General features: G+C 39.6%; 12 protein-coding genes. 8 read left to right on the top strand and 4 right to left on the bottom strand.

All coding sequences use genetic code 11. The features are described 5' to 3' along the window. Window positions 1–622 precede the first annotated feature (622 nt). A complete protein-coding gene (gene dapA, locus RCG21_RS32100; protein ID WP_308914474.1) occupies window positions 623–1504 on the top strand; it encodes a 4-hydroxy-tetrahydrodipicolinate synthase in 882 nt (293 codons plus the stop codon). Window positions 1505–1577: 73 nt separating this feature from the next. After that, on the top strand, window positions 1578–3032 hold the full coding sequence (locus RCG21_RS32095; RefSeq protein ID WP_308914473.1) for an aldehyde dehydrogenase family protein: 1455 nt from the start codon (window positions 1578–1580) through the stop codon (window positions 3030–3032). 83 nt (window positions 3033–3115) lie between these two features. On the opposite strand, the gene RCG21_RS32090 is transcribed toward RCG21_RS32095, so the two are convergent. The 4 genes from RCG21_RS32090 to RCG21_RS32075 all read right to left on the bottom strand — a co-directional run bounded on the left by RCG21_RS32090 (window position 3116) and on the right by RCG21_RS32075 (window position 6686). Beyond that, window positions 3116–4360, bottom strand: coding sequence for an NAD(P)/FAD-dependent oxidoreductase (locus RCG21_RS32090; RefSeq protein WP_308914472.1), 1245 nt, complete (start codon window positions 4358–4360; stop codon window positions 3116–3118). Then, window positions 4357–4689 (bottom strand): (2Fe-2S)-binding protein, encoded by a 333-nt coding sequence (locus RCG21_RS32085; protein ID WP_308914471.1) that lies wholly within the window; start codon window positions 4687–4689, stop codon window positions 4357–4359. The genes RCG21_RS32090 and RCG21_RS32085 overlap by 4 nt, the downstream gene beginning before the upstream one ends. After that, window positions 4686–4958 carry a (2Fe-2S)-binding protein gene (locus tag RCG21_RS32080; protein ID WP_308914470.1) on the bottom strand — a complete coding sequence of 91 codons (273 nt, stop codon included), beginning with the start codon at window positions 4956–4958 and terminating at the stop codon, window positions 4686–4688. Before RCG21_RS32080 ends, RCG21_RS32085 begins: the two co-directional genes overlap by 4 nt. 69 nt (window positions 4959–5027) lie before the next feature. Next, a complete protein-coding gene (locus tag RCG21_RS32075; protein WP_372512786.1) occupies window positions 5028–6686 on the bottom strand; it encodes a sigma-54 interaction domain-containing protein in 1659 nt (552 codons plus the stop codon). Window positions 6687–6858: 172 nt separating this feature from the next. Between RCG21_RS32075 and RCG21_RS32070 the strand changes: the two genes are divergently transcribed. The 6 genes from RCG21_RS32070 (at window position 6859) to RCG21_RS32045 (ending at window position 14661) form a co-directional block, all read left to right on the top strand. Next, complete coding sequence (locus RCG21_RS32070) at window positions 6859–8031, top strand: NAD(P)/FAD-dependent oxidoreductase (RefSeq protein WP_308914469.1); 1173 nt, start codon at window positions 6859–6861, stop codon at window positions 8029–8031. After that, the gene (locus RCG21_RS32065; RefSeq protein WP_308914468.1) at window positions 8028–9068 is read left to right on the top strand and encodes a proline racemase family protein; all 1041 of its coding nucleotides are present in this window, start codon (window positions 8028–8030) and stop codon (window positions 9066–9068) included. Before RCG21_RS32070 ends, RCG21_RS32065 begins: the two co-directional genes overlap by 4 nt. After that, window positions 9065–10012: a proline racemase family protein gene (locus RCG21_RS32060; protein WP_308914467.1), complete on the top strand. Its 948-nt coding sequence runs from the start codon at window positions 9065–9067 to the stop codon at window positions 10010–10012. The genes RCG21_RS32065 and RCG21_RS32060 overlap by 4 nt, the downstream gene beginning before the upstream one ends. A gap of 31 nt (window positions 10013–10043) precedes the next feature. Then, complete coding sequence (gene dapA / locus RCG21_RS32055) at window positions 10044–10940, top strand: 4-hydroxy-tetrahydrodipicolinate synthase (protein ID WP_308914466.1); 897 nt, start codon at window positions 10044–10046, stop codon at window positions 10938–10940. 38 nt (window positions 10941–10978) lie between these two features. After that, window positions 10979–12463 (top strand): aldehyde dehydrogenase family protein, encoded by a 1485-nt coding sequence (locus tag RCG21_RS32050; RefSeq protein ID WP_308914465.1) that lies wholly within the window; start codon window positions 10979–10981, stop codon window positions 12461–12463. A gap of 590 nt (window positions 12464–13053) precedes the next feature. Further along, a complete protein-coding gene (locus RCG21_RS32045; protein WP_308914464.1) occupies window positions 13054–14661 on the top strand; it encodes an APC family permease in 1608 nt (535 codons plus the stop codon). The last annotated feature ends 562 nt before the right edge of the window (window positions 14662–15223 follow it).

The following is a 15223-nucleotide window of genomic DNA, read 5'->3' as shown; positions in this document are numbered from 1 at the left end:
GGAGTAGGAAAAAGTACAGAATGCAGAGGTATTTTAACCACCCTCATTCAGAATAATACTCCTGAAGAACTGCACAGATATTTAGTGGATTTAAATAAGAGCGAGTTCTTTCTTTATTGGATAAGGAAAAAATGAATTTCTTGTTGAGTATTTTTATTTGTTTAGATAAAGGGCGCTTTTATAAATTTCTTTTGTGAACCCAGTGATTTATTTTATGGTCCTGATATTAATAAACAAATACAAGAGCTTCAGTTGATTAAATGGTATCTTCTTTTTCACTTTCACTCTGAAAAATTAGTTTTGGTTTAAAAGTGTGAAGTCATAGAAGAATTTCACGAGTATTAAAGTTTATTATACAAGATAGTGTATAGATAAATTGACACTGTAAAATTATATTTACACTCCTTTTGCTTGTTTGATCAATTTATACTTTTAGAACTTTATTAAAATATCAGAATCGCAAAAAAGCTATTATTTACGCTTATTAATCAATGTACAGAACGACTAAGGGTTATCTGATTTAAATTTTTGTGTTTATTGATTTTCCAGTTACTTGGCACGCTTTTTGCATTAATTAAGAGAGATGACAATCCATCTAAAAAAATTGAGAGGAGCACTACAAATGATTAGATTTCCTGGAGTCCATGTGGCGATTGTAACACCATTCACAAATGATTATGAGGTTGATTATCAAAAACTGGAGGAACTATGCAACTGGCTAATTGAGGAAGGGGTAGATGGCCTAGTACCGGTTGGCTCTTTAGGAGAATATGCAACTCTTACAGCTGAGGAGAGAGCAAAAGTTGTTGAAACTGTAGTAAAAGCAGCTAATAAACGCGTACCTGTGACAGTTGGCACGGGAGCTCCTTCTACAAAGCAAGCAGTTTCTTGGGCACAGCATGCGAAAGACTGCGGGGCAGATGCTCTCATGGCATTGCCACCAATTAATTATCGCCCATTAAGAAATGAGGTTGTGGCTCACTATGAGGCCCTTTCAAGTGTTGGGCTCCCAATTATTGCTTACAACAATCCATTGGATTATCCAACGGATTTAACTCCCGATTTATTAAATGAAATTGCTCAATTCGAAAATGTGGTAGCTGTTAAAGAGTTTTCTGGAGACATTAGACGCGTTCACAAGATCCTTGAAGAAACGGACTTGGAAGTATTGATTGGAGTGGACAACCTAGCGATGGAAGGGCCTTTGTGTGGCGCTACAGGATGGATTGCTGGCGTTCCAAATGCTTTCCCTAGAGAAGGTGTTGAATTGTTCAGATTGGCTAGAGAAGGAAAAGTAAAAGAAGCTACAGAGCTTTATAGACGTTTTCTTCCACTGTTTGAATTTGACGCTAATCCACAATTGGTTCAATCCATTAAATATATGATGGAGCTCGTTGGCAAACCTATGGGTCCAACTCGCCCTCCACGCCTTCCTCTAACTGATGAAAGTTATGAAGCTGTCAAAAAAGCATTCGACCGAGCTGCTCAACAATTGGTTCAATAAGACATTTATTTAATAATGCAGAAAGGGAGGGATTAATTTCCTCCCTTATATTTTAAGGAAAGGTGTGATAGAAATGATTACTCAAACGGATTTAATTACAAAAAACTATATAGGTGGACAATGGCATGAATTAAATGAAAAGGGTAGAAGTGTGTATAGTCCATCAAATATTAATGAAAAAATTGGCGATATCCATTATTCCACGCCTGAACAAATAACTGCGGCTGTTTCTGCAGCCAGAGAAGGTTTTAAAACCTGGAAGCAGAAGACAGGAGTGGAAAGAGCGGCTTGTTTATATAAAATGGCAGATAATCTTGAAAAAGCAAAAGAAACAGTGGCCAATTTGGCAAGTCGTGAAATGGGAAAGCCAATTAGCGAAATGATTGGTGAAGTGATGCGTGGAGTTAATCTATTACGTTATTATGCTGCAGAAGGAGTACGCCCTGATGGACAATTAGTTCCAGCAAGCGATCAGCATGTTCTTCAATACTCCAAACGGGTACCGTTGGGAGTTGTAGCATTAATCACTCCTTGGAATTTCCCGGTTGCGATTCCTATTTGGAAGATTGCTCCTGCTCTTATTTGCGGGAATTCTATTGTATGGAAACCAGCAGATAATGCTGTTTTTACAGCCGGCCTTCTGATGGAGGTATTTGAAGATGCCGGGCTTCCTGCGGGCGTCCTGAATCTGGTTATTGCAAGGGGCCGATCTATAGGAGACATTCTTCTGGAAGAGGGAGATATTGATGCAGTCAGCTTCACAGGTTCCACTTCTACAGGAATGCAGATTGCATCAGCATGTGCCAAACGTAATATTAAGTATCAAACAGAGATGGGCGGCAAAAATGCAGCTATCGTACTAAAGGACGCTGACCTTGAAAAAGCTATTCCAATGATCTTAAGTGGAGCTTTTCGTTCGGCTGGGCAAAAATGTACTGCAACAAGCAGAATTATTGTAGAAAAGGATATTTACAGTGATTTTATAAATCAATTACGTGCGGCAGTATCTAATTTAACTGTTAAAGATGCGTTGCAAGCCGATGCTTATTTAGGACCGGTTGCTTCAAAATCACAATTCGATACAATTTCTGAGTATGTTGCTTTGGCTCGTAATGAAGGTGAGATTATCGCGGAAGGAAATGTAGAACAATCAAACCAAGGATACTATATCCGCCCTATAGTTGTTGGGAAAGTGGATGCCTCTCACAGGCTGTTTACAGAAGAAATTTTCGGACCTGTCGCAGCGGTAGTGGAAGTGGAAAATTTCGAAGAAGCAGTCCGTCTTTGCAATCAATCAGAATACGGATTGAGTGCCTCTATCTTTACAAATGACATGGAAAAAGCCATGCGCTTTTTAGAAGAAGCTGAAATCGGTATGGTGCGAGTAAATCAAGAGACTGCAGGAGTAGAATATCAAGCACCTTTTGGTGGGATGAAATCTTCCAGCTCGCATACAAGAGAACAGGGACAGGCTGCATTGGACTTTTACTCTCAAGTGAAAACTTGCGCAATTAAATATTCTTTTTAAGCATGGTAGGAAAGTAGATTAATAATTATTTTTGGATTATTTCAATAGATAAACCAGCAGAGGATATCTGCTGGTTTTATTTTTTATACAATTTGTTCGTTTAGTAGTGAGTCCTTATTTATACCATATTTGTTCTCCCAAATTTCCTTCATATTCTGTCTGCCATTCTGAATTTCTGGGTTGAATTGGATTGCTGCCTGTTGTCTAACAGTACGAACATTTTGAATAGCTTTCTCCAAATGCTGTGCAATCGTACCAGATTCTTTTCCAGCCTGTTTCGCAATTGCCAAACCTGCTACCGTTCCCTGAGCCATGGCAATTTTTCCGCTTTCAATTCCCGTGATATTCCCTGCTACAAAAAGCCCTGCAAGAGGCGTCTCCATCCATTCAGAATGAACTGGCACATGTCCTCCCAGTTCTGGAACATAATGAAAAGGACATCCGGCAACAGCAGTAAGCTCTGCTAACGGGTATAAACCACCTGCAATACACACAAAGTCTGCTTCGTATATCGTTTCGGAACCAGGAATAACCGCACCAGCTACATCTACATCTGCAACTCGTACGCCTTCCACATGATCCTTACCAATAATTTCAACTGCTGCTTTCCGAAGCTGTAATGGGGTGCCATTTATCTTTACTCCGCCTTTAGGATAAAATTGCAGCCCCAATTTACGAATCGACTCGTTTTTCATAAATTTACTCCCAAATCGCAGCAAGGGGGAAGGGGCAAGGTGTGCGGCATTCAAGAGCGATTTTAGAACCTCTTCTGGCTCACCTGATTTTTGGCTGATTGGACTTATTTCGGGGAGAACAATCCGGTCGACTTTTATACCAGCCAACTGTAATTCATTTAAAATCGCAAATGCTAAAATATTTGCTCCGATAATAATCCCTTTTTTACCAACCTCTACGCGATGAACATTTGTCATTACCTGTGCTGCCCCGATGGACATAACCCCCGGTAATGTCCATCCTGGCACAGGAATTGGATACTCTGCCGCACCAGTTGCTACAAGTACATGGGTGGCAGTGAATGTTCCTGCATTTGTATGAACATTCCAAAGAAAGTCTTCCTTTTCCAAGTTATAAACAGATACACCGCATCGAATTTCAACCGATAATTTTTTCGCTTCTTGATGAAGTCGTTCCGCTTCTTTGATACCATTCCACCATTCACCGGATGGATCTTGATGGAGTTGACCAAGGAGTCTGCCACCGGGTTTAATAAATTCATCCAGGATGGTAACATTCAGACCATAACTAGCACAGGCAATTGCTCCTGCTAATCCTGCCGGCCCGGCTCCAATAATAATTACGTCTCTCATTGCTGCTCCACCATCCTTTTGACGATATTTGGAAGTTGCTTACCACTCTCAACCACCATGTCTTTTTCAACAACCGTTAAGCAGGATCTGACATTTGCTTGTCCATTTACCTTTACACGACATTCCATGCAATGACCGATATTACAGTAAATTCCTCTTGGTGTTCCGCTTTCCTCGTGAACCCGTAATGTTCTTATCCCGTTTGCAAGAAGGGCTGCGGCGATTGTTTCGTTTTCATATGCCTCATAGGTTGTTCCATCAAACAAAAATGGAATGGTTTCACGATCATGCAATTTTCCTAAAACAGGATGATTCACAATTCTCGTCATTTTCGTTCACCTACCGTTCCAAAGGTCACAGCACGAACCGGTGGTTGATATTTTAAAGGAATTTCCCCCGGAGATGTATTTGGGACAACATTTTCAATGATTCGATCAACAGATAGTCTGCATGTACGTCCACCACAGAAACCCATCCCAGCTCGTGTTCTTAATTTCAATTCCCTTGCTGTACATTTATGTTCATTTGCTGTAGACAGAAGTTCAGCGTAGGTTACTTCTTCACAGCGACAAATAATCAGATTCTCGTTATTGACCATTTTTCTTTTCCTCCCCTTGGTTTCTACATGTAAATACCATGCAAAAATCGTACCAAGATAGAGGGGAAACTACTCCATTCCAAGACGTTTTAGCCGATTGTATAACGTAGCCCTTGTAATCCCAAGCCGTTTAGCACATTCTAATTTATTCCCATTGACAATCCTTAAAGCTTTTTCAAGAACCTTTTTCTCATGCTGTTCCATTTCTTCCTGTAACGATAAAATGGTATCGTCATTATCAATAAGTTTATTGTCAGGTTTTTCTTCATTATGAATCCTTTCATGATTTGTAATGAAAGGAAGATATTCCTTCTTAATCACTCCATCTGTTGCAAAAACAACAAGACGTTCTGCCACATTTCGAAGTTCACGGATATTTCCAGGCCAGTCGTATCGGAGCATCTCTTGAATGACATCAGCTGACAATTCATAAATTGGTCTCCGATAACGCTGCGCAAAATCCTGTAAAAAATAATGGGTCAATTCAATTATATCTTCATGTCGTTCCCGTAATGAGGGGATCGAAAGGCTTACAACATTTAAACGATAGTATAAATCCTCGCGGAATTGACCTTCTCTCATTAATTCCTTCAAATCACGATTAGTGGCTGCAATGACTCGGAAATCAACATCAATTTCCTTTTCACCACCGATTCGATAAAATTTCCTTTCTTGAAGCACTCTTAGCATTTTCACCTGCATTTCAAGCGGCATTTCACCAACCTCGTCGAGGAAGAGAGTGCCGCCTTTTGCCAGTTCAATTTTTCCCTTTTTCCCACGATGGTCAGCACCAGAGAATGCTCCACGTTCATATCCAAATAATTCACTTTCAAATAAAGAAGCTGGTATCGCACCACAGTTAATAGAGATAAATGGGGCTTTTGCATTTTCACTAGCTTTATGGATAGCTTTGGCAAACACTTCCTTCCCAACACCGCTTTCTCCCAATATTAGAACGGTAGATTTTACGGAACAAACCTTTTTTGCCAGTTGAATCGTATTTTGCAGTGCAGAACTTCTTCCTTTAATTGAAAGAAAAGGATCATCTGGGTCTCGGTACATTGCAACTTCTTGCTCTAGTCGTTGTACTTCACTGGTCATGTTAAATAACTTTTCATTTAAAACCACTTGATTCGTGATATCTGTTTCTGAACAAACTGCTCCAATAATCCTGTTGTTGTAGTAAACCGGGTTTGTGTTGATAAGAACAAATAAATCAGACCTCGGCTGGTGATGTTGTCCCTGGATTCTTCTCCCTTCATGTAGCGTTTGCAAGATTTCCAATTTATTGCGGTCAAAATAATTCGTTATTGGATTGCCGAGAATCTCTTGTTTTTTAACAGAAAAAATTTCCTCAGCACCTCTTGTCCACGTTCGAACACGTTCGTCCTTATCAATTACTGTAATGGAAACATCCGAGGTTTGAATGACTGTTTCATAAAAGGCCATTAATTGTTTATAAGACTGATGAAGAAAATCAATCATTTGCCATGAGGTAATACAATTAACAGGCTGATTGTCATGATTTAGAATCACAACAACTGTATGCCGTTTAAAGGCTTTAAACAGTTCGTCAATGGAGGCGTCCTCAGAAAGAGTTTGACACGGTTGTTCTTTTGTTTGATTCGATGGTTTATAAAAAAATTCCTCATTTTCCTTAAATACGTACTTTAATTTGGTTGTACTGCCAAACATCCTACAATTTAAAATGGGTAAGTCAAAAACCATGATAACCTCCAAAATATATGTATAAAAAAATTAACACTGTAAAAATAATTATACATGAATTGAATAAAAATTTTAAATAATTATACAAATCAGGCAAATCCGAATCGAAACTTGTTGGCACATTATTTGCATTATTAAGAACGAGACCTTTTCAATGAAGGGAGAAACTTATGTGAAAAATTGTGACGTTCTAGTAATAGGCGGTGGGATCATTGGTTGTGCGATTGCCTATTACGCATCTAAGTATGGAAGAGATGTAACGATTCTTGAAAAAGGGGAATTTGTAAGCGGTACCTCTTCAAGATGTGATGGGAATATTTTGGCCATAGACAAGGACCCTGGCTTTGATAGTCAAATGTCTTTGCTCAGTCAGAGGTTAGTGGATGATTTGAGTAAAGAGCTTGAACACACCTTTGAGTATCGAGCACCTGGCAGCATTCTCGTTTGTGAGTCAGAAGAAGAGATGTCAGCGGCTGAGCAATGGGTGAACCGCCAAAAAGCAGCCGGACTGCCATTCAGGATGCTGGACCGCGAAGATATTCGTCAAGAGTCTTCTTTCTTCGCAGATGATTTATTAGGCGGATTGGAATGCGCTACAGATTCTACCGTAAACCCTTATCTTCTCTCCTTTGCATTACTTGAAGCAGCAAAAAAACAGGGGGCAAAGGCTTATAAACAAACTGAAGTGAAGGAGATGAAAAAGGAAAACGGTTCGTTTATCATCCAAACATCCAATGGGGTATTTACGGCCAATCACGTTGTCAATGCTGCTGGTGTTTGGGCACCGTACATCGGAGAGATGCTGGACCTTTCGATTCCAATTCAGCCAAGAAAGGGTCATATTATTGTTGCTTCAAGACAACAGTTTGTTGGTCGCCGTAAAGTCATGGAATTTGGTTACCTTATCTCGAAATTCGGTGGAGAACGTAAGGTAGATCCACTAACAGAAAAATATGGTGTAGCACTTGTATTTGAACCTACAGAAAGCCAAAATTTCTTAATTGGTTCGAGTAGGGAATTTGTCGGCTTCAATACAAAGGTAAATAACGAAATTATAAAGTGCATTGCAAACAGGGCAATTCGTTTTTATCCAAAAATGGCAGATATGATGGTAATTCGCTCTTACGCAGGTTTAAGACCTTGGACGGAAGATCATCTGCCGATCATATCCAAGGTGGAAGAAGTGCCAAATTATTACATTGCTGCCGGTCATGAGGGGGACGGAATCAGTCTTGCGGCCGTAACTGGAAAATTGATAGAAGAATTGATAAATGAAAAAGAAACTTCCATTCCTATTGAGCCGCTTCGTTATGATCGTTTTAAAGAAAGGGTGTTAACAAGGTGAGGGCAAATAAGGTATTTACGACGATTGATACACATACAGGCGGGAATCCGACGAGGACGGTAATTAGTGGCCTTCCAAAGTTAGTGGGAAATACCATGTCAGAAAAAATGCTCCATATGAAAAGGGAATATGATTGGATCAGAAAGTTACTCATGAACGAACCTCGCGGTCACGATGTGATGTCCGGTGCTTTAATTACTGATCCATGCCATCCCGATGCGGATATCGGCGTCATTTACATTGAAACAGGCGGCTATTTGCCGATGTGCGGCCATGACACAATTGGAGTCTGCACGGCTCTAGTAGAATCGGGATTAATCCCCATTCAAGAACCGATAACCTCATTAAAACTAGATACACCAGCTGGGCTTGTTGAAGTAGAAATTATCGTCGAAAGCGGAAAAGCGAAAGAAGTATCTTTTTGTAATGTACCTGCTTTTCTATTAAAAAATGTATCTATCGATGTTGGAGGAATAGGACATGTAAATGCGGACATCGCCTATGGAGGAAACTTTTACGCCATTATTGATGCAAAATCTGTCGGTTTGGAATTAACACCTGAGAACGCTTCTGTGATTATTGATAAAGCCATTACCATTAGAAATGCAATCAATGAAAAAACAGATATTGTCCATCCAAAGCATCCATTTATTCAAGGCTTAACTCATGTTGAATTCTTTAGTGAACCTACACATGAAGAAGCAGATGTAAAAAATACGGTAATTGTTCCTCCTGGGGGAATCGACCGTTCCCCATGTGGTACGGGTACTTCAGCAAAATTATCTGTTCTTTACGCTAAAAAACAAATTGAGATTGGTGAAGAATTTGTTCATGAAAGTATAGTTGGATCCTTATTTCGCGGCCGTGTTCTTGGCACTACTAATGAGGAAGGCGTAGAGGCAGTGCTGACAAGAATCACTGGATCAGCTTGGTTGATGGGAATGCACCGTTTCTTCTATCACGATGAGGATCCATTAAAAGAGGGATTTTTGCTCATTCCACCTATGGAGGAACATGAAATGGAGGAAGTGCAATGAAAATTCAAAAATCGTACTCAACTATCGATGTACATGTAGCGGGAGAAGCTTTTCGGATTATTAAAGATATCCCCTTTATTAGCTATCGAAATTTAGGAGATTTATATGAACGATTTCCACGAGCATTTGCTGAGGAAATAAATCTTTTATTGAATGAACCTCGAGGATTTGCCGGTTTAAATGGATGTCTCGTCGTTCCGCCTATCAATCAAGAGGCTGATGCTGGTGTATTATTTTTTAATCATCAAGGAACAGTCCCGCTCCATTACGGTGGTATCATTGCAGTCATCACCGCACTACTTGAATGTGGGCAATTAAAAGCAAGGCCATCCAATCAATATAAGCTTGAAACGTTAAATGGTATCATTCCGGTAACAGCCCTCGTGGAAGAGCATGAGGTCGTTTCGGTGGAAGTAAAGAGTGATCCAAGCAGAATAATTGAATCCGACCTCACTATACCATCTTTAAATATCAATTTTTCATTTATTCAAGCTGATCAATTTTATGCAGTGTTTAAACAAGATGATTGTGATATGAGGATTGAACTTGAAGCATTGTCTGACCTAAAAAGGTGGGGGCAAAATATTTTTCGGTATTTGCATTCTGAATTTTCAGTAAATGGTGCCATTATCGTAGATGATTCGAATATTGAAGATGGCATAGTCAAATCGATTACCTTCCGAGATGACGGATTTATTGTTCGTTCTCCTGGATTTGGGTCAACTATTGCGATATATACAAATTTACTATCTAAAAAGTCCAATAATTTAAATCAGCCTTTTGTAAACGAAAGCATTTTCGGCAGCAAATTAAAGGCACAGGTTACCGACCAAAGCGTGGATAGTTTTGAATTCACCTTTACTAGCCGTGGTTTTATTACTGGCATGCAAACATTTTTATTAGATCCTACTGATCCATTAGCAGCAGGGTGTCTATTAAAATAGTTCATTAAATAATTTTGAGGAGGATATTACCGTGACAACAATTAAAGGAGCTTTTCCCGTATTAATTACCCCAATGACTCAGGCACAGGAAATTGATTGGGCCGGAGTAAAAAATAATGTAAACTACTTTATTAATCAAGGTGTCGCCGGTCTTGTCATAAATGGTAGTACAGGTGAATTCGTAAGCTTAACAAAAGAAGAAAGATATCAAATGGTAGAGGTAGTTATGAAAGAAGTAAATGGACGCGTTCCTGTGATTGTTGGAACATCTGCCGAAACAACAAAAGAAACCATTGAGTACACAAAACAGGCTGAAGCACATGGTGCTGATTGTGCACTAATCATTAATCCTTATTATGGTAAACCAAAGGAAGAAGAAATCTATTTCCACTTTAAAGAAGTGTCTAATGCTGTCAATATCCCTATTATGCTTTATAATAATCCGTTTACTTCCGGTGTTAACTTGAGCACAGAGTTAATGCTCCGTATCGGAAGAGATTGTGAGAATGTCACCCATATTAAAGAATCAAGCGGTGAAATTGCTAAGGCACGAGACTTGGTAAGACATGGAAAAGGTGACTTTGAGGTCTTCTGTGGCTCTGAGGAATTAGTCATGGAATCTTACCTTGTCGGGGCAACGGGGTGGATTGCAGTTGCTGGAAATATAGTGCCAAAACTCGTGACGGATATGTACAATCATTTCCAAAATGGAGAAGTAGAAAAAGCATGGGCCATTAACGATCAAATTTTACCGCTATGTACTTACCTTGAAGGGTCAGGAAAATATGTACAAATTTGTAAGCGGGTAATGGAACTTCTTGGACAAGCAGGAGGACCAGCACGGCATCCGCGATTAGGATTAACTCCTGAAGAAGATCAAAAGCTGAAAGATATCCTAGCAAACTTAAGTCTTGCTGTGCATGTTTAAAAATAAGCATCCTAAAAAGTTTAAGGGGGAACCAATTAATGCAAACCACTTTAATTGAACTAAAACCAAAGGTAAAAGAATTTTTAGGAGGAAAAATTGAATTATTTATAAATGGAAAATTTGTACCGTCGGTAACTGGAAAAACTTTTGAAACATTGAATCCGGCGACTGAAGAAGTACTTGCTGTAGTGAGTGAGGCTCGGGAAGAAGATATTGATTTAGCAGTAAAATCCGCGAGGAAAGCATTTGAAGCAGGCCCATGGCCAGACCTCAGTGCGGCAGAAAGAGCAAGGTTAATCTATAAATTAGCAGATTTAATAGAAGAAAATCGAGAAGAGCTTGCCCAGGTGGAAGCACTTGATAACGGCAAGCCTTACCAGGTGGCACTTTCGGACGATATTCCGGCAACGGTAGAACAATTCCGCTACTACGCCGGTTGGGCGACCAAAATCCTTGGACAAACAGTTCCAATCTCTAAAGATTATTTAAACTATACCAGACACGAACCTATTGGGGTGGTTGGCCAAATTATTCCCTGGAACTATCCGCTTACAATGGCATCCTGGAAAATGGGCGCAGCACTTGCAACAGGATGTACGATTGTATTAAAACCTGCAGAACAGACGCCATTATCAGCCTTATATTTAGCCAATCTAATACAGGAAGCCGGTTTCCCTGATGGGGTAGTGAATATTGTCCCTGGATTCGGCCAAACAGCAGGAGCTGCAATAGTGAATCATGAAGATGTCGACAAAGTCGCCTTTACCGGTTCAACGGTTACAGGTAAATATATTATGAAGCAGGCTGCTGACACCATAAAAAATATCACCTTAGAGCTAGGCGGGAAGTCACCTAATATTATTTTAGAGGATGCCGACCTTGAAGAAGCCATTACTGGGGCCTTCAATGGAATCATGTATAACCATGGGCAAAACTGTAGTGCGGGATCCCGTGTGTATGTCCATAGAAAACACTATAATCGTGTAGTCGAAGAGCTCGCCAAAAGGGCTAATGATGTAAAACTTGGCGCAGGTATGGATCAAGAATCAGAAATGGGGCCACTCGTTTCGAAAAGGCAGCTTGAACGCGTACTTAGTTACATTGAAAAAGGCGAAGCAGAAGGTGCAAGGGTAGCAGCCGGCGGTGAAAAAGCTTTTAATAAAGGATATTTTGTACAGCCAACTGTTTTCGCTGATGTTACCGATGACATGATCATTGCCAAGGAAGAAATTTTTGGACCAGTGGTAGTCGTTTTGCCGTTTGATACCGTTGATGAGGTGATTGAAAAAGCAAACAACACTCCATATGGACTTGCAGCAGGTGTTTGGACAAAGGACATCAAAACTGCGCTAAAGGTATCAAATAAATTAAAAGCGGGAACCGTTTGGATCAATGACTATAATTTAGAGGATCCTGCCGCAGCATTTGGGGGTTACAAACAATCCGGAATTGGACGAGAAATGGGTTCTTATGCACTCAATAACTATACTGAAGTGAAGAGTGTTTGGGTAAATATAAAATAAATTGGGAACTTAGTAGACTTAAATTGTAGTTATTTCAAATGTCTACGGAAAGATATATGGAACAGGGCTGTCCGTGGCTATGATGGTTTATGTTCAAAATTTGCAAAAAAAGAAAGGAAGCAGGATTTTAGGGTTTACATATGGGGGAAATGACCACGCAGCTAAGGTTTTCGTGTTCTAACGGTTAAACCATCATGAGAAATGAAATAAATGGCTTGGAACAACATGGTTAAATCAGATCTTATTTTTTCCATTATCGTACCCAGTGTAAAAGTAGCTTGATAACGACATTTTTTTCACTGAAAAAGTCTATGTTTACGTGTCTTTGTCTCGAAATAAGCATCATAACCACATTTCTGACAACAATAACCATGCTCGCTTCAATAAAAATAAATGATCATGGCAAGCTTTTCAGTTGAAAGATGTTTTTAGAAAAGAAATCAGGCACATTTGTTGGTATTTGGTCATTTTAAACACCTCTCAAGAAACGTTTGTTTGTAACCATTATGCCGAACATTCGTTCTTGACAACCATCATTCTGATTAAAGGGAATAATCATTAAAAGTAATAATTATGGGAGAGTGAAGTTGGTGTCAAGCAAAGGTAAATTTAAGAAACAGCTTTCTTTGTCGGATCTTACATTTATTGGTTTTGGGGCGATATTTGGATCAGGTTGGCTTTTTTCAGCGAGCCATGTAAGTGCACTTGCCGGCCCTGGAGGAATACTTTCTTGGATTATTGGCGGAATTGCAATTCTTTTACTAGGTTTGGTTTACTGTGAACTTGGTGCGGCAATCCCCCGTGCCGGAGGAATTGTTCGCTATCCGGTTTATTCCCACGGACCATTAATCGGGTATCTTATTGGTTCAATCACGGTTATTGCATACTCAAGTTTGATTGCGATTGAAGTAGAGGCCGGGCGCCAATATGCTGCAGCCTGGTTCCCAAGTTTAACGAAAGTTGGTTCAAGTTCACCAACCATTACAGGATGGCTTTTTCAGTTTGCCTTATTATGTATCTTTTTCCTCTTAAATTATTGGAGTGTTAAAACATTTGCGAAGTCAAATATGATTATCACAATCTTTAAATTCCTTGTCCCTACCCTTACAATCTTTGTTTTGTTAACACATTTCAAATCAGCCAACTTTTCGGTTGCCGGATTTGCACCGTCAGGATTTCAAGGAATTCAAGGTGCAATTTCTATCGGGGGCGTTATCTTTGCCTATTTAGGTTTAACCCCAATCGTGGCTGTTGCCAGTGAGGCCAAAAACCCACAACGCACAATACCGATTGCATTAATTTTGTCCGTCGTTTTATCAACTATAGTATACGTTTTATTGCAAGTCGCATTCCTTGGCAGTATTCCAACGGATATGTTGAAAAATGGGTGGTCTGGTATTGATAAAGCATTCAGTCTACCATTCAAAGATATTGCTACTGTTCTAGGGCTTTGGTGGCTGGGTGTTTTCATTGTTTCCGATGCCATAATTTCTCCTAGTGGAACGGCAAATATTTATATGTCTACCACTCCTCGTACTATTTATGGTTGGGCACGCGGTGGAACATTATTTAAAATTTTTACAAAGGTTGATGAAAAGTCGGGGATTCCTCGTCCAGCTGTTTGGTTATCTTTTGTCTTGTCAATTTTCTGGACATTGCCATTCCCATCATGGGATACTTTGATCAGTGTCGTTTCTGCTGCACTTGTTTTCAGTTATGCCATAGCGCCAATTTGTGCAGGAGCTTTCCGTAATAATGCTCCTGACCTGAAACGTCCATTCTACTTAAAAGGAATGAGTATTCTTGGACCGCTGTCATTTATTATTGCGTCGCTGATTGTTTACTGGTCAGGCTGGAGTACTATTTCCTGGCTGTTTGGTTCCCAGATTCTAATGTTTGTTGTCTATTTATTCTTCAAAAAATGGGTTCCCACTAATTTAGTAAGTTTTGCACAGCAAATTAAATCTTCTTTATGGCTAATATTCTATTATGCATGTATGATGGTTGTTTCTGGTTTAGGGGTATTTGGAGGAAATGGTACTCTTCAACAACCTTGGGATCTTATCATTACCGTAATCATTTCCCTTGTGGCCTATTATTGGGGAACCACCGCATGTTTACCAAAAGCAATTATTGATGATGATGACATCGAATCTGATACATTCGACACTCCTTCTCAAAAAAGTGTTGGATTATGATAGCCTAGTAGGCTTCACCTGAAAAGTTAATATTTTATTTTAAGCCCTCCTTGGTTCAAGCTAGAGCTCTGATGCTTAGCAATTCGCCAAGGGGGCTTTATTTATTCCAATATTATTTTACTTGTGCGACTTTTCCAGCTGCTATCCTAACGGTTGGAATAGGATTTATCCCATATGCCTTCTTCCAATATTTGTACCTCTACATGTAATGGGGGGGAATTGCTGGGATATGTATGAAGCAGGGAATCAGTATAATAGGCTGATAAATATAATTAATACGTCTTCACGAATCTCGAAAACGATAGGTTTTGTTCCCAATCGCCAATATAGAGCCGGCAATGGATATTTGTATGAACTAGTAAGAGCCAGCCCAGTGTAGATTAATATAATGATTAGGTATGTATCTCTTTAAGGTCAATAGTATAGCGAATATGATTGATGTTAAATACAATTTGCAATTCGGCCAATATGGTTAAGGTTAATATTTTGCCTTTTTTTGATGATTAATTTACTTGAATGAGAATAATAGAAGCTTCTTTATTGTTCCGCAATCGGGCGTAAC

Origin of the sequence: Bacillus salipaludis (genome assembly GCF_030938565.1) — a bacterium.
GTDB lineage: Bacteria > Bacillota > Bacilli > Bacillales > Cytobacillaceae > Neobacillus > Neobacillus salipaludis_A.
The sequence above is the reverse complement of the archived record's forward strand: the minus strand, read 5'-3'. Positions and strand labels throughout refer to the sequence as shown.